Here is a 21,264-nt window from a genome sequence, read left to right as displayed (position 1 = left end):
ATAAATAATTCCGGAGATGTTATGCCTGCAACCGCGAAAAGCGCCCGTGTGCTATGGCCATTGTTTTTAATCATCAGCCTCTTTTTTTTATGGGGGATGGCCAACCACTTAAACGATATTCTCATTACGCAATTTAAAAAGGCTTTTGTACTGACGGATTTCAAATCCAGTCTGGTGCAAATGGCGTTTTATTTTGGCTATTTTGTGTTTGCCATTCCTGCGGCGCTTTACTTGCGCCGCTTCGGTTATCAATCCGGCGTTGTGTTCGGGTTGTTGCTGTACGGGGTGGGTGCCTTGTTGTTTTACCCTGCGGCACAAGCGCACCAATACTACATTTTTCTGCTGGCGCTCTTTGTTATTGCCAGCGGGCTCGCCTTTCTTGAAACCTCTGCCAATCCGCTCATCGTTGCCATGGGCGACCCGGCAACCGCCGAACGGCGTTTGAATTTTGCGCAATCTTTTAATCCGCTGGGCGCACTGACCGGTATCTGGATCGGCAAGGAATTTATTCTGTCTGGCATCGAGCACACCGGGGAGGACCTGGCGGCACTTTCTCCGGAGGCGTTACTGGCGCTTTACGAGATGGAAGTGCAAGCGGTGCAAACGCCTTATTTGCTGTTGGGTTGTTTTGTTATTGTCTGGGCGCTGGTGGTATGGCGGGTGTCGTTTCCGGCTATTGCCTTAAAGCAGGCGGCGGCCGAGTCGGGCACGGGTCGGTTGCAAGACTTTAAAATGCTGCTTAAACAGCGCTATTTTATGACCAGCGTGATGGCGCAGTTTTTTTATGTGGGCGCGCAGGTTTGCATCTTCAGTTTTATGATCCGCTATGGTCAACAGGCCTTGCCTGGCGTCGGCGAAAAACATCTCGCCTTTTGGGTTTTTTGTTCGTTAATCGCCTTTATGGTCGGGCGGTTTGTGGCGACGGCGTTGATGGGAAAAATTCGCGCAACCTGGCTGTTGTGGCTATTCGCCTGCATCAATGTGGTGTTGTGTGTAATTGCTATCTGTTTCCCCACTAAAACCGGCATGATTGCCTTTACCGCCACTACCTTTTTTATGTCGTTAATGTTCCCCACTATTTTTGCGCTGGGGATAAAAAATCTCGGCCCGCTGTCCAAAGCCGGCTCCTCCTTACTGGTGATGGCAATTATCGGCGGCGCTTTGTTAACAGCGCTGATGGGGCTGATTTCGGATGTTGCCAACATTCACACGGCTGTGATTGTGCCTTTGTGCTGCTTTATGGTGGTAGCTATTTTTGCGCGGGTCAGCTTGCGCCGCGAAAAAGCGTAATACAACGAGAATAACAATATGATTGATGCACATCAGCACTTATGGAAAATCGGTTCGCATGGTTGCGTCTGGCCTACACCGGATCTGAACGCAATTTATCGGGATTTTGATTTGACGGAAGCGAAACATCTCGCCAGAAAAAAAGGTGTTACCGGCACCGTACTGGTACAGTCCCAGGAAAGTGATGCAGACACCGACTACTTGCTTGCCATGGCATCACGCAGTCAATTTATCAAGGCGGTGGTAGGGTGGGTGGATCTGGGGAATGCCCGCGCGCAGCAGCGAATTCGCAAGCTGGCAGCCAACCCGAAATTTCGTAGCGTGCGGCCCATGTTGCAGTCCATGGCAGACGACGGCTGGATAATGAAACCGCAACAGCAGCCCGCCATCCAATGCCTTATTGAAGAAAATTTGTGTTTTGATGCCCTGGTGTTTGCCAGACACTTGCCGTATCTGGACGCCCTTACCGATCAATATCCTGAATTACCGGTGGTGATTGACCATGCCGCCAAACCTCCTTTGTCACCGGGTTCGGTAGAAGACTCTCGCCAATGGCAATACTTCATGCAAAAACTTGCTGCCAAGCCTCAGGTGTATTGCAAGCTCTCCGGGTTGGTAACAGAAATGGCTGCGAGCCAGTGTGAGCCGGTGTTGCAACAGTGTGTTGAGCGGCTGTTGTATTGGTTTGGCTCGGGGCGGTTAATGTGGGGTAGCGATTGGCCTGTAGTCAACCTTGCTGCCAATCCGCAGCTGGCTGGTTATGAAAACTGGAGCGAAACAGCAATGCGCTTGCTGGCCGACTGCTCGCCCGCAGAAAAATATGCAATTACCGAAGGGAATGTATTGCGCTTCTATGGCATCAGCCGGTTAAAATGACGATTTTGCGCTGCGCTGTTGTGGCGTCAGCTTTACTGGTTACAGTGATTCGGTTTCCGGGAATTCTCAAATAATAAAAGTGGAACACTATGAAAGCTCAACACGCTCAGGTCGAATCGTTACAGGATGACAACGAACGCAAGTACCGGGCTCCGGCCCTGGAGAAAGGACTGGATATTCTCGAGTTACTCGCCCGCCAGGGCGTCCCCATGACGACATCGCAAATGGCCAATATGCTCGGCCGTTCGGTGAGCGAATTATTCCGCATGGTATTGGCACTGGAGTTTCGCGGTTACATTGCTGCCGCAGGCGATGGTCGTGACGGCTACACTCTCACCAACAAATTATTTACGCTGGGTATCTCCCAGGGTTCTGCACGCGTATTGTTGGAAGCCGCACTGCCGATCATGAAAGAATTGACGCGCGAAGTTGGGCAATCCTGCCACCTTGTGGTGCCTTCCGGGGATCAAATTGTGGTGGTGGCGCGTGTTGAAAGCCCGATGGATATAGGCTTTTCCGTACGGGTAGGTTATCGCCGCCTGCTGGTAGAAACCAACTCCGGTATTTTGTTGTACGGTCATGCCACCGAAGAGATGAAAAGCCATTGGTTGCCGCGTTTGCAGGCGACTGCCAGCGAAGCCGTCATAACGCCTTTTTTGCAGCGGTCTGAACAGGCGGCGCAGCAAGGCTATATTGAATCTCCCAGTGATTTTGTTGAAGGCATCACTGATATCTGTGTGCCAGTGGCCGGTATGCAAGGTGCCATCGCCAGCCTTATTGTTCCCTTTATTAAAATCAAATCGCAAAGTGCCAGTCAGGCGGAAGTGCTTGAGCGTTTACAGTTGGCGGCCCGAAAAATTTCCGAAGCCCTTAACGACTGACGGTCATTCAGGCCCGTCTTTTCAGGCGGTTGTTTAACGCTGACTTCTTGCCAGTTTGCATCTTTTACAGAGGTTTATAGCGCTGCAGTCCAGGCATTTTTCTCCTGAGTGAATAGGCGCTTGCCTCTACCTTTCCGGAAGCCGGTATTGTTTTTTGCAATACCGGCTTTGTTTTTTGTGGCTGGTTTTTTCTCCCTGTTGGCTTTCACGCTTTTTACGTTGATGCAGGCGCAGCGCCGACCTGATTATTTTTATAAATTTTTATTTTTGTCACAAAAAGACCGGGCGCAGCGGTGTTTTTCTCTGCGGATCTCACGTAGAATGTTTTTTATTAGCAATGTGGTTTTTAATTATAAAAACGAGGCCATCTGTTGAGTCATTCAATTTTTCCTTCCTGTGCGGGGAGTGGTCGGGGCGTTGCAGCGCTCGGCTTTGGTGCAGCGCCAATTGGCAACCTTTACCACGAAGTCGACGAGGCAGCGGCTATCGCCACGGTACGCACTGCTTTCGATGCGGGTATTCGCTACTTTGATACCGCCCCGCATTACGGTTTCGGGCTTAGCGAGCAACGCCTGGGCAGGGCTATTCAATCGCTTCCTCGCGAAAGCTTTGAACTTTCAACCAAGGTCGGGCGTCGTTTGCAGCCGGTTAGTCGTGGGGAATATGTTCGACACGGATTTGCCGGCGCTGCCGATTTCGAGCCGGTGTTTGATTACAGCTACGATGGCGTAATGCGCTCTTTCGAGAGCAGTTTGCAGCGCTTGCAGACGGACTATATCGATACGCTGCTGATACACGATCTTGGCCGGCAAACCCATGGCGACGCACACCCACACTATCTGCAGGATTTTCTGCAAGGCGGCTATCGCGCCATGGAAGCATTGAAAAACCAGCGCCTGATTCGGGCGATAGGGCTGGGTGCCAACGAGTGGCAAATTGGTGAAACCTTGCTGGCCGCTGTCGACCTTGATTGCATCCTGCTTGCCGGCCGCTACACCTTGCTGGAACAGCAACCTTGCGATCATTTTATGTCCTTGTGTCAACAACGGCGGGTCTCGCTTATCGCCGCGGCGCCGTTTAACTCCGGCATTCTTGCCAGCGGTACCGGGGGTGAAGGCCCCTGGTATTACAACTACCAACCGGCGCCGCCCTCTGTGATTGACCGCGTTAAACAATTGGAAGTTATCTGTTACGAGTTTGGCGTGCCTCTGGCGGCGGCCGCGTTGCAATTTCCCGTGGCACATCCGGTGGTAAGCCATGTATTGGCCGGTTTTTCCAATAATGAAGAATTATTGTCGGCAGTTGCCTTGATGAACTTTGCAATCCCGGTTGCATTTTGGGAGGCGCTTCATCAGCAGCAACTTATTCATCCCGATGCACCGGTGCCATCTGCATCCATAAAGCGAGTTGCTGAAAAATGATGGGCGATGAGAGCAATAAAATGGCATCCACTGAAAATAAAAACGCGTTAATTCTCTTGCACCCGGCAGACAATGTCCTGGTCTGCATCCGGCACATTCAACCGGGTGATGGCGTGACCATTGATGGTGCGGAGGTTGTCAGTGCCGATGCCATCCAGGTGGGGCATAAAGTGGCGCGAGCTGATTTGCAGACGGGTGAAAAAATTTATAAATACGGTGCTGCGATAGGTTCGCTGTTGACGTCGGTCCAGCGAGGAGAACATGTGCACATGCACAACATGCAAAGTGATTATATCCCCAGCCATACACGCACACGGCAAAACAGTCAGCGGAGCGAATCCTGATGAACAATAATTTATCCGGTTATCTGCGGCAGGACGGGCGTAAAGGCATCCGCAATATTATTGTTGTTGCTTACCTGGTGGAGTGCGCGCACCACGTCAGCCGACGCATTGTAAACCTCTCTAACCAAACCGATGTGCATTTGATCGGCTTCCCGGGCTGTTATCCCAATGAATATGCTTTTCACATGATGACCGCTATCTGCACCCATCCGAATGTGGGCGGTGCGCTGCTGGTGTCGCTAGGCTGCGAAAGCATGAACCGCGACAAACTTTTATCCTTGATTCAGCAAAGTGGACGACCGGCGGAACTGCTGATTATTCAGGAAAATGGTGGCACGCTGGCAACGACCAGCGCTGGCGTTGAAGCGGTGGAACGGTTGCGCCAACAAGTGGCCAGCGTAACGCGGGTTCCCATGGCGATTAACGAGCTGATTATTGGAACCATTTGCGGCGGCTCGGATGGCACCAGCGGTATCAGCGCCAACCCGGCGGTAGGGCGGTGTTTTGATTTTCTGGTAGAAGAAGGCGCGGCCTGTATTTTTGAAGAAACCGGCGAGCTGATCGGTTGTGAAACCATTATGGCGGATCGCGCTATCACACCGGCATTGGGCCAGGAAATTGAAGCCTGCGTCGCAAAAGCCGAACACTATTACCGGGTGATGGGGTTTGGCAGTTTTGCCCCCGGTAATGCTGACGGTGGCCTCACCACCCTCGAAGAAAAATCCATGGGAGCCTATTCAAAATCCGGTTCATCGCCGATTAGCGGTTTGATCAAACCGGGGGATATTCCCACGGCGGGTGGTTTGTATTTGCTGGACGTGGTGCCCGATGGCGAACCCAGATTCGGCTTTCCGAATATTTCCGACAACGCAGAAATTGTTGAACTGATCGCCTGCGGTTGTCATTTAACCTTATTCACTACCGGGCGTGGCTCGGTGGTCGGTTCTGCTGTTTCTCCGGTTATTAAAGTCTGTGCCAACCCGGAAACCTGGCGCAAGTTATCGGGCGACATGGATATCAATGCCGGGCGCATTCTTGAAGGGGAAGCGTCTCTGGATGAAGTCGGCCATGAAATTTATAACAAAGTGATTGATGTTGCCTGCGGTAGTCCGAGCGTTTCTGAAGCGCTCGGGCATCAGGAATTTATTCTCACCTATAAATCGTTTGAACCGATTGGCCCTGGTTGTTTGCCGCTACGGGTAAGCGGCTGACACCGAAAATTATTAACGTCAATTGAAGACGCTTTTTAACAATAACGATAAAACTCCTGAAAAGGTTTCTTTATGAACAGAATGCTCGGAAAAGTCGTAGTGATTACCGGTGCCGGTCAGGGGATTGGCAAAGCCGCCGCCGAATTGTTTGCCGCTGAAGGTGCACGTGTTATCGCAACGGATATCAATGCCGCGTCACTGGCGCAATTGGAAAATTGCGAGACGCGCCAGCTGGATGTGCTCGACGCCGAGGCGATTGTGCAATTCAGCCAGGAAACCGGCCCGGTTAATGTGTTATTCAATTGTGCCGGTTATGTGCACAACGGCACGATTCTCGATTGCGATGAAAAAGCCTGGCAATTTTCTTTCGATATTAATGTCACCTCCATGTATCGCATGGTGCGTGCATTTCTGCCCGGCATGATCACCACCGGCAATGGTTCGATAATTAATATGTCATCAGTGGCCAGTTCCATCAAAGGCGCGCCCAACCGTTTTGCCTACGGCATGACCAAGGCGGCTGTGATAGGTTTTACCAAAGCCGTGGCCGCCGATTTTGTGACTCAGGGAGTGCGCTGCAATGCCATTTGCCCGGGTACGGTACAAACGCCATCGCTTGAGCAACGGATGCACGCAACCGGTGATTACGACACCGCGTATAAAAATTTTGTCGCGAGGCAACCGATGGGGCGGCTGGGCAGTGCGCAGGAAATTGCCGAGCTGGCGCTATACCTCGCCAGCGATGCAGCGGCATTCACAACCGGTACAACCCATATTATTGATGGCGGCTGGAGCAATTGATCGCTCGGCAAAATACCGCCGACAATCCTTTTCTATTTCTGATGTAACCAGTGGAGCAGACTTATGAAATTATTACGTTATGGCAACGCGGGTGAAGAAAAGCCGGGCTTGCTGGACTCAGCCGGTGTTATTCGCGATCTCTCTGCTCATATAGCAGATATTGATGGCCTCGCGCTCGACGACAAAACACTCCGGCAACTGGCAACATTGGATACCTCATCCTTGCCCGTGGTTGATGCCCCGGTGCGTCTGGGGGCTTGTGTTAACCGTGTCGGAAAATTTATTTGTATCGGTTTGAATTATGCAGACCACGCCGCCGAATCGGGCATGGCAGTGCCGGATGAACCGGTGGTGTTTATGAAAGCCACCAGCGCGATTACCGGGCCTAATGATGTGGTGATTAAACCCCGCAACTCCACCAAACTGGATTGGGAAGTTGAACTCGGCGTTGTGATTGGCAAGGCTGCCAGTTATGTTGCGCTGGAAGAAGCGGAAAGCCATATTGCCGGCTATTGCGTTATCAACGATATTTCCGAACGCGCTTTCCAGTTGGAGCGGGGCGGTCAATGGGATAAAGGCAAAGGTTGCGATACCTTCGGCCCGATTGGCCCCTGGTTGGTCACGCGTGATGACATCGCTGACCCGCTGAATCTGGATTTATGGTTGAAAGTGAATGACAAAACCTTTCAGCAGAGCTCTACCCGACAAATGGTTTTTGGCCCTGCGTTTCTGGTGCACTACCTCAGCCAGTTTATGAGTTTGCAACCGGGTGATATTATTTCTACCGGCACGCCGCCGGGGGTAGGGCTTGGGCAAAAGCCGCCGCTGTACCTTGAGGCGGGTGATGTCATGAGCCTGGGTATTGATGGCCTGGGTGTTCAGCAACAAACGGTAATGGCATGGTCAGCAACGCCCTGATTAACGCCTGAGTAATACCGGGAGCCCTGCACAGGCCAGACTGCCTGGCTTGACAATTCTTTAGCCGACAAAAAATGACTGTTAGCCATGGCAGGAGTATAAATGCCGCATGTCTGACAGGCTGTAAAACCGTGTTACCTCGCAGCACCCGCTGCCAGGGGTAACGCGGTTTTTTGCCATCCAAACAATAATCGCAATGGGTTCCAGGTATCTCTTCATGAAAAAATTTCCCCGCCGTCCTATTACGGGTTTTATCGTTGCCGGTGTGCTGGCTGCGGCTTTGATTGCCTGCACCCAACAACAGGCTGGCGACCATCGTGCCAGCCATACCGCGTCCGGTGAATGGCCGAAAGCGAGCAGTCCTTTTGTTAAAAATGATATCGAACAGCGGGTTGAAGCCTTGCTGGCGAAAATGACGCTGGAAGAAAAAGTCGGCCAGATGATGCAGGCTGAAATTCAGTCAATCACCCCGGCAGAGGCAAAGCAATACCACATAGGTTCGGTGTTGAACGGTGGCGGCTCCATGCCCAACCGCATCAGCAATGCCAAAGCCGGAGATTGGCTGTCATTGGCGGATGAATTTTACAAAGCGTCGATGGATGCCAGCGACGGTTCGGTAGCTATTCCGATTATCTGGGGCACCGATGCGGTACACGGTCATAACAATGTCACCGGGGCGACCTTGTTCCCGCACAACATTGCTTTGGGGGCAACGCGTAACCCGGCGCTGATTAAAAAAATCGGTGAAGCAACCGCAAGAGAAGTGCGCGCCACAGGTATCGAATGGGTGTTCGCGCCAACCCTGGCTGTTGCCCGTAATGACAACTGGGGGCGCACCTACGAAAGTTATTCCGAAGACCCGGAGTTGGTGAAGACGTTTTCCCGCGCTATGGTTGAAGGTTTGCAGGGCGAAGCTGCCGGTCGTGATTTTTTAAACGAACAACGGGTTGTGGCAACGGCCAAACACTTTCTTGCCGATGGCGGCACCCTGGGTGGCGACGACCAGGGCGATGCTCGCATCAGCGAACAACAGTTGATTGATATTCACAACCCCGGTTATCCGGTTGCGATTGACGCCGGCGTACTGAGCATTATGGCCAGCTTCTCTTCGTGGAATGGCGAAAAAATGCACGGCAACCATTACTTGCTAACGGAGGTGCTGAAAAATCGCATGGGTTTTGCAGGTCTGGTAGTAGGTGACTGGAATGGCCAGGGTCAGGTGCCGGGTTGTACCAACGACTCCTGCGCCCAGGCGATCAATGCCGGTGTCGATTTGTTAATGGTCACGTCCGACTGGAAAGCCATGATCAGCAACACCCTGGCTCAAGTGGAAAGCAAGGAAATTGATACCGCTCGCATTGATGATGCCGTGCGCCGTATTTTGCGGGTCAAGTTGATTGCCGGGTTGTTCGATAAGAAACCTTCACAGCGTGCCCTGGCTGGCGACCAATCATTGATTGGTCATGCCGATCACCGTGCCGTTGCTCGCCAGGCCGTGCGTGAAAGTCTGGTCTTGCTGAAAAACAAAAATCGCGTATTACCCATCAAGCCACAAGCCCGTATTTTGCTGGCGGGTGATGGTGCCGACAATATTGGCAAGCAATCCGGTGGCTGGAGCGTGAGCTGGCAGGGCACGGGCAATACCAACAGCAATTTCCCCGGCGCTACCTCCATTTATGGTGGCATCAAGCAAGCGGTGACACTTGCCGGTGGCCAGGTGGAATTGTCTCCGCAAGGCAAATATCAACAAAAACCGGATGTCGCTGTGGTGGTGTTTGGTGAAGACCCTTACGCAGAAGGTAATGGTGATCTGGATTCGCTGGAATTTGAACCGGTTGAAAAACCCAACCTTGCCTTGCTGAAAAAATTGAAAGCGGAAGGCATTCCGGTTGTATCGGTATTTCTTTCCGGCCGGGCTATGTGGGTGAATCCGGAAATTAATGCTTCTGATGCTTTTGTTGCCGCCTGGTTGCCGGGTACCGAAGGCGCGGGTATTGCCGATGTACTACTCGCCAAAGCAGATGGTCAGGTCAATCATGACTTTAAAGGTACCTTGTCGTTTTCATGGCCTGCTTTGCCCTTGCAATCCGAGTTGAATATTCATCAAAAAAATTACAACCCGCTATTTCCTTATGGCTACGGCCTTACCTATGAGGGCAATCAAACCGGGCCGTCCGATCTGGCAGAATCGGTTAAAGGCGTAGCCAGCGGCCAGTCGGCGGATATCCGTTTCCATGTTGGCCGCCCGTTGCAGCCTTGGAATATTTTCTTTAACAACCACGAGCGCAATCAAATCCTCAGCGGTGCTTACGCCGCGTTACCTGATAGCAGCGTGATCGTAAAAACCAGCGACAAAGACGTGCAGGAAGATGCATTGACACTGACCTGGAAATCGGTGCCCTTTGCCGGTTTAACCTGGGAAGGCGGACGCCCGTTGAACTTGCAGGATCATGCCCGCCAGGGCGGTGTGGTTGCCTTTGACCTGAACGTCGTTCGTTTTGAAAACGCCGGGCTGGAATTGAAATTGCGGTGCGGACCCGAGTGCGAACGTAAAGTGTCTCTCACCGAAACCGCGATAGCGCAAAAAGGCAAAGGCTGGAAAAACCTGCGCGTACCACTCGCCTGTTTTTATCGTGAGGGTGACGATTTTTCCGGGGTAAGCCATCCGTTTAATATCGGTGTTGGTGGTGCGGGTGAAGTCTCGCTGGCGAATATTATGTTCCTGAAAAAAGACGAGGGTAATGTCACTTGTCCGGATTACAAAACCGTATCGGTAACCCCGGCGCCGTTGAACGAGTTCTGGGCAAAATCCTGGTGGATGCCCCGTCATCAGGCGGTACTGGACAGAGTGCAACAAGGCAATGTTGATCTGGTAATGATTGGCGATTCGATTACCCAGGGCTGGGAAAAAGAAGGCAAGGACGTATGGCAGCGGTTTTACGCTTCGCGCAATGCGGTAAATATGGGCTTCAGTGGTGACAGAACAGAAAACGTATTGTGGCGATTACAACACGGTGAGGTGGATAGTATTTCACCGAAAGTTGCGGTGCTGATGATTGGCACCAACAACACAGGTCACCGTCATGAATCTCCCAAAACAACCGCCGCCGGTATTCGCAATATTCTCGATGAACTGCGCACCCGTTTGCCGGATACGCGAATTTTATTGCTGGGCGTTTTCCCGCGTGAGGAACAACCGGACGCATTTATGCGCAGAATCAACCTTGATGTTAATCGCATAATTCAAGGCTATGCGGACAACCAACACATTTTTTATCTGGACGTAAGTTCTGTGTTTTTGCAAAAAGACAAAGTACTGCCGCGTTCCATCATGCCTGACCTGTTGCACCTTAACCCGACGGGTTACCAGCGCTGGGCAGAGGCGATGGAACCCACATTGAAAAAGCTGTTGGGGCAGTAAGTCATTGGGTTTTTTCAAAGTGCTGAAAGGTCTAATGCAGCGCGGTGCAGTTTGATGTTAGAGCCTTTGTTTCAAAACCGTCGAGTCAGGGATGACTCGTCGAAGCTACAGGGGTGTAGTGCGCAATGAAGCAAAACATGTTTTGCGCGCACGGAACGACTATCATCTGCGATGATGGTCCGGCTCCGCTTGCGGATATCTATGCGCTTTTGGAACCAGGTACCCTAATGACAAACGGACAGGGTGATGCCCGTCGGGCAATTCGCGAATGCCTCTTGCTCAAATACCTGTATATTGCGACACCGCCAGCAATCCTGCGTTAGTCGGCTTTACGGCCAATAGCGGGTGTTCTAGCATAACTGTTGATTCTTCCTCGCAACGGATTTTTATATGACTGTTAAAAACATGATGCTTTGCGGCGTTATTGCGCTCGGTTTTGCCAGCTCTGCGGTTATGGCAGAAAAAATCAAGGTCGATATGGCACCGGGGCTGTGGGAAAACACCTTCACCATCAAGGCTGAAGGGCAAATTGGTGCGGCGCTCTCTGAAGCGCAAAAATACATGGCCAGCCTGCCTGAATCCGAGCGAAAAATGCTCGAATCCATGATGCAGCAACAAGGCGTTGGTTTAGGTAATAATCTGTCAGTGGTGCAGGTGTGTGTGACCCAGCAACAAATTGACAGCGGTACGCTGCCGCAAGCAGATAGTGGTTGCGAGCAGGATTTGCAGCAATTGGGCAGCAACAAATTTCGCGTAGCATTTGACTGCCCGCAAGGAAAAGGCAGCGGCGAAATCCATTTCCAGAATCCAAAAAGTTACACCGGTGATGCGTCTATCACCACCACGCTGGCCGGCGGCTCGCCGGAAGTGGTTAACGTCAAACAAAGCGGAAAGTGGCTATCTGCTGATTGCGGTACCCTCAAGCCGCCAGCGCCTTAAAAAAATCCGGCCTGATCGGTTGATGCATCAGGCCGCATTTTTCTCTCTTTATTCCCCGTTCTCATAGAGTTTCTTCTCCGGTGTAAAAAACTTACTGCCGGTTTGGCTGCTATCCGCTCCAAAAATGTGTCGCGGTTCTCATTGTGTCTGTGTCAATGTCGGTACACTTTGCGAAATTTGACGACGGGGTGGTTAATCCCCGATCTATAACCGCAAGGTGAGCGCGAGGGAACACGGTGAAACGACTTTTACAGCCTGTTGGTATTTTATCTTTGTTGTTGATAAGCAGTCAGAGTAGTGCGGTGGGGCTGGGGGAGTTAAAAGTATTGTCCACGCTCAATCAGGCGTTACACGCTGAAGTGGAAATACTGGAAGCGGGGAATTTGTCCGCAGAAGAAATTGTTATCAGCATTGCCTCGCACAATACTTTCGCCAAATACCAGATAGACCGACCGTTAATTTACGATGAAATTACGGTTGAACCGGTAGCGGCGGTCGAAAGCAAAACCACACATTACCGCTTGCAATCCCACTCTTTCATCCATGAGCCTTTTTTGCATTTGATTGTTGAAGCGCGCTGGCCGGGCGGCCGTGTATTGCGTGAATACACGGCGCTGCTGGATTTGCCTGCGCCTATCCCCTGAGGCGTTTACTCACTGTCCCGCTTCAAATGTTTAAGCAATTTGCTTTTCAATGAAGCGGGGATGTTATTGATCGTCAGCACATCTTTTTCCGCATCGTATTCAATATCTTTGCCCAAACACTCCGAGGCAAAACTCATGCTCAGTGCATCGTTGCGGCCACTGATACGCACGTAATTTCTGATCTGGCTGGAGTCGGGAATAAATTCACGCGGTGGCTCTGCCTGTCGGGTTTCGACAAAGCGCACAAAATCATTCGGTGCACCTTGTTTGGTTTCTGTCGCGAGTGTTTCCGATAATTCATTCAACACCACCGGCTTGCCCGCTTTACTTTGCTCAAGGCAATAATCCACGACCTTGGTACGGGTAACGCGCGCGGTTTGCTCATCGAGGTTTTTGCTGTAGTTATCGACGATATCGAGAAAGCGCGAGGTGTCGGCTTTGATATCGTATTTATCGCTGAAGCCCACCGCCTGCGCAAAGGCATCACCCAGATCCTTATCACCACGCGTTTTTAGCAGCGTCAGGTAAGTGGCTGAGTCGCCGCTTTCCCAATCATTGATATGTACTTTGGCCGCCAGGTTGAAGCCGGCAGTATCCAGGTAGCGGGAGTTGTCGAGATCCAGCTCGGCATCGAGATATACCGCATGCTGGTGCTCGGCGAGAAATATCGACAGATATTGCCCTGCCTCCAGCGCTTCTTCGATAAAGAATAAATAACCGTCCAGGGTTGAGGTGGTTTTTTCTATTTCCAGCGCAAGGTTGCTGGTGACTTTGTGGCTGAGACTGACAAAACCCAGGCGACCCTCGCGGTACTCCTTCAACCAGGCGGACAGCGGGAAATTGGCAGTATCGTCGGAGAAGCGACCGTATTGCTTGCCACCTTTGCGAATAAAATGGGTTTTCAGCTCCTGAGCGCATTCGAGCAGCGTGCCCTGGGTGGTAAAGCCGTCAGCGCGCAAGTTGGAAGTCACCTGGGATTCAGGGCTGGCGCGGTGGATGTGGTGAGCGATAATTGACGTAAATGCCATAAGTAAAATGCCGACGGTCGATGGAAGCAAAAGTGGTTCAGGGTAAAAGCGGGCTATTTTACCATTGATTGATATAAAACAGCTTTCGCCGTCTGCACGGGTTTAATGGCCCAACATCTTTGATTACACTGAAAGTCTATTGACTGATCGAAGCCGACTATGAGCCTGCAGCATATTGAGCAACTGTTAAAGCCGCGTTCCATCGCCGTTATCGGTGCCTCCAACCAGCCCACACGCACCGGTTACGTGGTGATGCGCAACTTGCTGCAAGGCCGTTTCGATGGCCCGATTATGCCGGTCACACCGCACCATAAAGCGGTTAATGGCGTACTTGCCTACCGTTCTATTGAAGAATTACCGGAAGCGCCCGACCTCGCCATCATTTGCACCCGCGCCTCACGCGTACCGGCCATTATTTTGCAGCTGGGGCGCAAAGGCACGCGCAGCGCTATCGTTATTGCCGCCGGCCTTGACACCCTGCACACCGCACAAGGCACCAATTTGCAACAGCAAATGCTGGAAATTGCCCGGCAGTCGGGCGTGCGGGTTCTGGGGCCTAATTGTTTAGGCATTATTGTTCCCGGCCTGGGTTTGAATGCCAGCTGTTCCCATACGTCGGCAACCGTTGGGAAAATTGCTTTTGTGTCGCAATCATCCGGTGTGTTTTTAACGCTGTTGGACTGGGCGCGTCGGCGGCGTATCGGCTTTTCGCATTTTATTTCTTTGGGCGATGGTGTTGATGTCGATTTTGATGATGTGATCGACTATCTCGGCCGCGATGCCAAAACCCAGGCGATTCTGTTGTATCTCGATGATATTCAGGACGGCCGCCGCTTTATGTCGGCAGCCCGTGCTGCCTCATTTAACAAACCGATTCTGGTGATTAAAAGCGGTACCAACACTGAAATCACCGCGATGACCTCACGTTGTGATGTGTCGGAGATTGGTGACGATGCGGTATACAGCGCCGCTTTTCGCCGTGCTGGCATGTTGCGAGTAGGGGATTTACGCGAACTGATGGCGGCAGTGGAAACTCTCGCCTATGGCAAGCCGGTCACCGGTGAACACCTGGCAATTCTCTCCAACGGTAACGGCGCCAGCGCCATGGCCATTGATGCGCTCTTGCAGCGCGGCGGCCGGTTGGCCACCCTGGAACCGGAAATTATTGAACAGCTGCAAACCATCATTCACAGCGGTGGACGGGCGTTCAACCCGGTCAATATGCTCGGCGATGCCTTGCCGGAGCAATACGGCAAAGTGTTGTCGGTATTATTGCAGAGTAAACGCATCGACAACCTGCTGATTATGCATGCGCCCTCCGGGTTGAGTTCGCCCACCGCCTACGCGCAGGAAGTGATCCGTACCTTTGAAAGCCACAAAGGGCGCAAGCCCAATTTGCTGGTGAACTGGATGGGTGAAGATGCTGCGGTAAAAGCACGGCAGCTATTCGCCGAAGCCGGGGTTGCTTCCTTCCGCACACCGGAAGGCGCCATCGGTGCGTTTATGCACATGGTCGAATACCGCCGCAATCAGAAACTACTTTCGGAAACTCCTGATTCGGTCAGCGATGCCATTCCTCACCACCCGGAATTGGCCGGTGTTATTATTTCCCGCGCGTTGGCCGAGCAGCGTTTGCATTTGAATGGTCAGGAATCGGCCGAGTTATTGAATGCTTACGGCATCAGCACCATCCCCACCAAAACCGCTGCCACGGTGGCCGAAGCGGTGGCGCAAGCCGAAGCGCTTGGCTTTCCGGTGGCATTGAAAATTGTGGTGCCTGACATTCCGTTAAAGTCGGACAGCGGCGGCGTGGTGCTTAATCTTAATAGCCGCCAGGAAGTCGAGGACGCCGCTAATGCCAGTTTGCAGCGGGTGCAATCGTTATTTCCCGATGCGACTTTTAGCGGATTCACCCTGCAAACCATGGCACGTCGTACCGGTGCACATTTGCTGCGTATTCAGGTGCAAACAGACCCTGTTTTTGGCCCGGTGATTATTCTCGGTGAGGCCGGCCCGGTATGGAATATTCATCGTAACGCCGTTGTTGCACTGCCGCCTTTGAATATGGCGTTATCGCGCTATCTGGTTATTCAGGCACTGGCCGAAGGCAAAATTCGCGAGCAACAATGGCATTCCACCCTCGACCGCCAGGCGTTATGTATTCTGCTCACCAAAATCAGCCAGATTATCGTTGATCACGAAAATGTTGTGGGCCTCACGATCAACCCGGTTCTGGCGATGGCGAATGAAATGGTTGCGCTGGATGTCAGTGTGGATGTGGCGCCCCTCTCGGCCACTCGGGCGCTGGCTATTCGCCCTTATCCGAAAGAGCTGGAAGAAATTTTTGTGCTGCAGGACGGTCGCGAAGTATTGTTACGTCCTATTCGCCCCGAGGATGAAACACGGCACCAGGCTTTTGATCAGGCGCTGAGCCGTGATGACCGCTACAAACGTTATTTTGGTGAAATGCCGCGTTTCTCCCACGAACAAATGGCGCGCTTCACGCAAATTGATTACGCGCGCGAAATGGCCTTTATTGCCGTGGAAAACGCCGGATCAGCGGCGGAAGAAATTCTCGGTGTGGTGCATGCGCAACGCGATCCGGATAATACCGAAGCGGAATTTGCCATCGCGGTGCGTTCTGATAATAAATATCTGGGGCTGGGTTATCGCCTCATGCAAAAAATGATTGATTACTGCCGCGACCAGAACACCCTGACATTAACCGGTGTAACCATGCTGGAAAATGGCGGCATGGCCAACCTCGCCCGCAAACTGGGTTTCACCGTAAAATATCTGCGCGATGACGGCGTAATTGATATGCACATGGACTTGCAGGCTGCACCAGCTGCTGAAGAGTAATCACCCGGTTAGCGTTTTTCGGGTGCTTTTGAGCAAACATTAAAGTGTTGAAAAGCATTATAAAACGCTTTAACGTTGAGCCCCTTGCGCCAGGCAGCAACCTGACTTTTCAGGTGCGGTTGTTTTTCGCTAAAAGCCGGGTCTATTTACAAATATAACAACGAAATTTTAAATGGGTAAGGATATTGCCAATGGCAGGGCGCAGACAATGGACGTTGTAAAAACTAGCACTTCCCCTCGAAAACTCAAACGGCCCACCTGGATTTTTTCAGGCGTTGGCATTCTTCTTCTGGCATTGATTATTTATCTGCAAATGAGCAACGCTGCGGTGGCCATTGATCGCAAGGATATTGTGCTGGCCACGGTGCAGAAAGGAGAACTGCTGGTGCAGGTCGATGGCTACGGCGTATTGCGCTCCAATCGGCTCAGAGTGCTGACGTCAATCAATGAAGCCACCGTCAAGGAAATTCTGTTACGCCCCGGTTCAGTGGTCAGCAACGACAGTGTTATTGCCATCCTTGAAAACCCTGAATTGGAGCATCTTGTTCAGAGCGCCGAACAGGATGTCGCACGGGCTAAAGCCAATTTAAGGCAGCTGCGGTTGAACCAGCATCTGGAAATGCTCAAAGAAGAAGCCGACCTTGCTGATCTGAAGGCTCAGCTGGAAACCATTCAGTTTCGTCGCGAGGCAGAGCAAAAGCTGAATACGGCGGGGGTCGTATCTCAAATAACCTTTCAGGAAACTGTGGCTAATGAAAATCAGCTCAAATCCCGATTAGCGGTGCAAAAGCAACGTTTGGTCGGTGTGCGCGATGCGTTCAAGGAAGGGCTGAGCATCCAGGAGGACATTATTGCGCAGATGACCGGCTTGCTTGACGTGGCTCGGGATCGACGCGATCGGTTGCAAGTGCGTGCAGATTTCGTGGGTGTGGTGCAAAGACTGTCCGTTGAAGAAGGGCAGGCTGTTGCACCGGGGCAGGAAATTGCGATGATCGGCAGCATTGAAACGCTGGTAGCGGTTTTACGTGTACCCCAGAGTCAGGCCCATTTGATTCAGGTGGGACAAGCCGCATTGATAGATACCCGGCGCGATAAAATCAAAGGACAGGTAACCCGTATTGATCCCGTAGTCTCCAACAATACGGTCAGCGTTGAAATTGCATTACCTGTTGATCTTCCGGCCAGTGCCAGGCCGGAACAAAATATCGAAGGGTTTATCGAAATTGAGCGCCTCGCCAATGTTTTCTATATGGAGCGACCTGCCGGTGTGCGATCTCAAGGTAGCGGTATGCTCTATCAAGTCAACAACAGTAATGATACCGCCACGCTTAAAAATCTGGAGTTTGGTTTTAGCAGCGGCCGGCTGATAGAAGTCAGGTCTGGCGCAAAAGACGGTGATCAGTTTATTGCTTCTGATTTAACGCGTCTGAATTCTACGGTCAGCAATTTAAAGCTGAGATAGTCGGTTTAAATATCCAGGTAGCAAAAGGAAATCATTATGGGTCCCGGAATGACTATTCAGATGAAAAACATTAGCAAGGTGTTTGAAACTGAAACCATGGATACCTACGCCCTTAAAGAAATTGATCTCAATATTTATGCGGGCGACTATGTTTCTATTTCCGGGCCATCCGGTTGTGGAAAATCAACGCTACTTTCCTTGTTAGGTTTGCTGGACACCGCGACGGCAGGCACCTATTGGCTGGATGGAATTGATGTTACTCAGCTTTCCCTCGATGATGCCGCAACCATGCGTAATCGAAAAATCGGATTTATTTTCCAGTCATTCAATCTGATTGATGAGCTCAGTGTTTTTGACAATGTCGCTTTGCCTCTGCGCTACAGCGATATGAAGTCTACCCGCACTGACATTGAAAACCGGGTTAAGGAATGTCTTGAGCTGGTCGGCATCACCCACCGGTCATCTCATAAACCGAATCAATTATCTGGTGGGCAGCAGCAGCGCGTCGCCATTGCCCGGGCCCTGGTGGCAAATCCGGCCATTCTGCTGATTGACGAACCTACCGGCAACCTGGACTCGAAAAGTGGCGATCAGGTAATGGGGGTGCTTGAAAAACTCAATGAACAGGGCACCACACTCTGCATGGTTACCCATGATCCGCGTTATTCCGATTTGGCCCGAACCCGCTTGCAACTCCTCGATGGAGAGTTTTTGAATGTGCCCGAAGCAGGGCAACCCGTATGACGATCTCCCGATATGCTATTCGGCAAAGTTTGCTTGAATCGGGCAAGAGGCCGGGATTTGTTATCAGCGTTATAGTTACCATGGGCTTGACCATGGGCGCATTGATTGCGGTGCTAACACTGGGCTATCTCGTGCTCTTCAAGCCATTGCCTTATCCCGAGCAGGAAAAACTGGTTGCGCTGGATTACGACATTTATAATTCCGAGGGCAATCTGCTTTCGAGCAGCTTTATTTATCCTGCTGCCGAGTCTTTATATACCGACCACTGCGATATCGCCTTCACTCAATGCACCTTGCTGTTTTATGACCGCGAAGTGCTTGCTTCGGATGCGAGCCAGCGCACGGCAGCAACCGCTTATGTAACGCCCGAATGGTTCAACTTTTTGGCTTCCAAAATGGCACTAGGGCGTGCGCTTTCTCCTGAAGAAGGGTTTGCTGATGACAGGCCGGTAGCGGTAGTGAGTTATCGGGCCTGGCAGGATCTTTTCGATGGGCGTGATGACATCCTCCAGCAAAGCGTGCGTATTGCCGGTACCAACTTTCAGATTGTCGGGGTGGTTTCGTCGGACTTTATAGAACCCACACTGAATGGCAATAATGCGCTCACTGATATCTGGATGCCCTGGTTTTTTAATGGCTCATCTTTTCGTGATGATTGGAGCAACAATGATTTCCGCATCAGGTTTCTCGGTAAATTAAAGCCAGGTGTTAATGCCGCCCAGGCAGCAAGCCTGTTAAGCAATTTTTCAGAGCAGGATTTCTTCGCCAACGTCAATTCGCTGCCGCGATTTGCAGACTGGTCGATGAGCATCACTGTTACATCGTTGAAGGATGTCATCTCGTCCGATACCAATAAGACGATCTATCTGTTAGTAGCGGGTGTTGCCGGGCTGCTGATTATTGCTGTGGCCAATATCACCAACCTCTTTATGGCTCGCACGGCAGAAAAGTACCGTCAATTAGCCATCAGGGCGGCGCTCGGCGCAAGGAAAGCTCATCTGCGTTCGGAAATTTTTTTAGAAACCTTTCTCTTGCTGCTGGTTGCGGCACTCTTTGCTCTGGGTATCGCGCATTCCAGTTTTATCGTAATGCAGGTTTATTTTGCTGAGTTGTTACCCAGACTGAATGAACTTGGACTGAATTACATCAGTGTTTCGGCGGCATTGGTGCTGATAGGTTTGTTAACGGTCATTTTTGTCTATGTGTGTTCATCATTAATTGACTACAAACGTTTGAACAATGCATTGCAAGCCAGCGGCAAAGGCACGGGCGCGACAGTATCAAAAAGAGCAAGAAACTGGTTGATTGCCAGTCAGGTTGCCGTTGCTGCGGTATTAACCTTCAGTAATGTGGTTTTATTTGGTAACGCTATCGAAAGAATCGAGCGGCCTATGGGTTTTAACACCGAAAAAATGGTTAATCTGCAGCTGGATCTTATCGATGATTTGCCTGACCCGGTACCTGTTTTGCTGGAATTCGAACGGAAACTGCTGCAGTTACCGGAAATCGAAGCCATTACCTTTGGCAGTTCTCCGTTGATCAGCGATTTCAGTTGGAATATCGTTGATTCCCAAAGCAATCAACAGTTTTCACCCATGGGCATGCGTATTGATCATCGCTATTTCGACCTGCTCGATATTCCGCTCATTGCCGGCGACGCTTTTTCGAGAGAGCAGTTGGTGCCTGACAGTGATGTTGTTATCGTGAATAAAACCTTTGCGCGAATGCTATCGCCAGATCTTGATGTGATTGGGCGTACGCTGAATGCAATGGATCGCACCTTCGTTATCATTGGTATTGTGGAAGACATCTACAAGCCCGGGAGTGATTCCGCGGTCGGCAGAATTTATGCGCCGGCAGACCGCGCCAGGTTCTGGATGTTACTCCAGCTGAAAGCCAATCAGAAAATAACCAACAAGCAGCTTGTTGATGTTCTGAAGGAAGTTGATGGCCGTATGGTTGTTTCGACACTGGATATATTATCGGAAACCAAAGCCCGTCTGCTGTTCGCGCACTATGCAACAGCGGTAACGACGGCTGTTCTTGCCGTTTTGACCATATTGCTTGCCGGCGTGGGTTTGTATGGTGTTCTCAGTTATTCCACACAAATGCGTGCTGCCGAAATTGCGGTTCGACGCGCTATTGGCGCCCGGCATAATGCGCTGGTGCTGGATATCTTCAAGGATTATTCCGGAGCATTCTCCAGCGGAGCTACGGCAGGGATAATTTTTCTCGTCGTGCTGATATCGCTTTTATGGTCGGTACTTTCTGAGTTTATGAATTGGCAACTTCTGTGGGGAGCTATTGCGACAGTGGTGCTGGTTGGTAGTACAGCCGCTCTGGCTACCTATTTACCGCTACGTCCTATGTTGCTGAGGCCAGTGTCGTATGGTTTACGTGGCAAGGATTAAGGTTATTGCCC

Annotated in this window: 16 protein-coding genes; 14 read left to right on the top strand and 2 right to left on the bottom strand. The window is 51.3% G+C overall.

The features are described 5' to 3' along the window. Positions 1–21 precede the first annotated feature (21 nt). The 4 genes from fucP (at position 22) to C4F51_RS12790 (ending at position 4,468) form a co-directional block, all read left to right on the top strand. Positions 22–1,290 carry an L-fucose:H+ symporter permease gene (fucP, locus tag C4F51_RS12805; protein ID WP_193910385.1) on the top strand — a complete coding sequence of 423 codons (1,269 nt, stop codon included), beginning with the start codon at positions 22–24 and terminating at the stop codon, positions 1,288–1,290. 18 nt (positions 1,291–1,308) lie between these two features. Beyond that, positions 1,309–2,166, top strand: coding sequence for an amidohydrolase family protein (locus C4F51_RS12800; RefSeq protein ID WP_193910383.1), 858 nt, complete (start codon positions 1,309–1,311; stop codon positions 2,164–2,166). Positions 2,167–2,255: 89 nt separating this feature from the next. After that, positions 2,256–3,047 carry an IclR family transcriptional regulator gene (locus C4F51_RS12795; RefSeq protein WP_193910381.1) on the top strand — a complete coding sequence of 264 codons (792 nt, stop codon included), beginning with the start codon at positions 2,256–2,258 and terminating at the stop codon, positions 3,045–3,047. 371 nt (positions 3,048–3,418) lie between these two features. Then, on the top strand, positions 3,419–4,468 hold the full coding sequence (locus tag C4F51_RS12790; RefSeq protein WP_202987680.1) for an aldo/keto reductase: 1,050 nt from the start codon (positions 3,419–3,421) through the stop codon (positions 4,466–4,468). A 47-nt stretch (positions 4,469–4,515) separates the two neighbouring features. On the opposite strand, the gene C4F51_RS18345 is transcribed toward C4F51_RS12790, so the two are convergent. Further along, the gene (locus tag C4F51_RS18345; protein ID WP_328701371.1) at positions 4,516–4,773 is read right to left on the bottom strand and encodes a hypothetical protein; all 258 of its coding nucleotides are present in this window, start codon (positions 4,771–4,773) and stop codon (positions 4,516–4,518) included. Between the two features lie 38 nt (positions 4,774–4,811). On the opposite strand from C4F51_RS18345, the gene C4F51_RS12780 reads away from it, so the two are divergent. The 6 genes from C4F51_RS12780 (at position 4,812) to C4F51_RS12755 (ending at position 12,746) form a co-directional block, all read left to right on the top strand. Continuing rightward, positions 4,812–6,023, top strand: a complete 1,212-nt coding sequence (locus C4F51_RS12780; protein ID WP_193910376.1) for a UxaA family hydrolase — start codon at positions 4,812–4,814, stop codon at positions 6,021–6,023. Between the two features lie 72 nt (positions 6,024–6,095). Continuing rightward, a complete protein-coding gene (locus C4F51_RS12775) occupies positions 6,096–6,824 on the top strand; it encodes an SDR family oxidoreductase (protein ID WP_193910375.1) in 729 nt (242 codons plus the stop codon). A gap of 63 nt (positions 6,825–6,887) precedes the next feature. Beyond that, positions 6,888–7,742 carry a fumarylacetoacetate hydrolase family protein gene (locus tag C4F51_RS12770; RefSeq protein ID WP_193910372.1) on the top strand — a complete coding sequence of 285 codons (855 nt, stop codon included), beginning with the start codon at positions 6,888–6,890 and terminating at the stop codon, positions 7,740–7,742. Positions 7,743–7,959: 217 nt separating this feature from the next. Next, on the top strand, positions 7,960–11,163 hold the full coding sequence (locus C4F51_RS12765) for a glycoside hydrolase family 3 N-terminal domain-containing protein (RefSeq protein ID WP_193910370.1): 3,204 nt from the start codon (positions 7,960–7,962) through the stop codon (positions 11,161–11,163). Between the two features lie 390 nt (positions 11,164–11,553). Further along, on the top strand, positions 11,554–12,102 hold the full coding sequence (locus C4F51_RS12760) for a DUF3617 domain-containing protein (RefSeq protein WP_193910368.1): 549 nt from the start codon (positions 11,554–11,556) through the stop codon (positions 12,100–12,102). 236 nt (positions 12,103–12,338) lie between these two features. Beyond that, positions 12,339–12,746: a type IV pilus assembly protein FimV gene (locus C4F51_RS12755; RefSeq protein ID WP_193910366.1), complete on the top strand. Its 408-nt coding sequence runs from the start codon at positions 12,339–12,341 to the stop codon at positions 12,744–12,746. 5 nt (positions 12,747–12,751) lie between these two features. On the opposite strand, the gene C4F51_RS12750 is transcribed toward C4F51_RS12755, so the two are convergent. After that, the gene (locus C4F51_RS12750; protein WP_193910364.1) at positions 12,752–13,774 is read right to left on the bottom strand and encodes a nucleoid-associated protein; all 1,023 of its coding nucleotides are present in this window, start codon (positions 13,772–13,774) and stop codon (positions 12,752–12,754) included. Positions 13,775–13,933: 159 nt separating this feature from the next. Here C4F51_RS12750 and C4F51_RS12745 point away from each other — a divergent pair, with 159 nt between their 5' ends. From C4F51_RS12745 to C4F51_RS12730, 4 genes are all read left to right on the top strand, one after another. Continuing rightward, positions 13,934–16,636, top strand: a complete 2,703-nt coding sequence (locus C4F51_RS12745; protein ID WP_193910362.1) for a bifunctional acetate--CoA ligase family protein/GNAT family N-acetyltransferase — start codon at positions 13,934–13,936, stop codon at positions 16,634–16,636. A gap of 172 nt (positions 16,637–16,808) precedes the next feature. Further along, on the top strand, positions 16,809–18,098 hold the full coding sequence (locus C4F51_RS12740) for an efflux RND transporter periplasmic adaptor subunit (protein WP_193910360.1): 1,290 nt from the start codon (positions 16,809–16,811) through the stop codon (positions 18,096–18,098). A gap of 36 nt (positions 18,099–18,134) precedes the next feature. Further along, entirely contained in the window at positions 18,135–18,842 is a 708-nt protein-coding gene (locus C4F51_RS12735; RefSeq protein WP_202987678.1) for an ABC transporter ATP-binding protein, read from the top strand. After that, positions 18,839–21,253, top strand: a complete 2,415-nt coding sequence (locus C4F51_RS12730; protein WP_193910358.1) for an ABC transporter permease — start codon at positions 18,839–18,841, stop codon at positions 21,251–21,253. Before C4F51_RS12735 ends, C4F51_RS12730 begins: the two co-directional genes overlap by 4 nt. The last annotated feature ends 11 nt before the right edge of the window (positions 21,254–21,264 follow it).

Source organism: Cellvibrio polysaccharolyticus, from assembly GCF_015182315.1.
In the GTDB taxonomy this organism is placed as follows: Bacteria; Pseudomonadota; Gammaproteobacteria; order Pseudomonadales; family Cellvibrionaceae; genus Cellvibrio; species Cellvibrio polysaccharolyticus.
The sequence above is the reverse complement of the archived record's forward strand: the minus strand, read 5'-3'. Positions and strand labels throughout refer to the sequence as shown.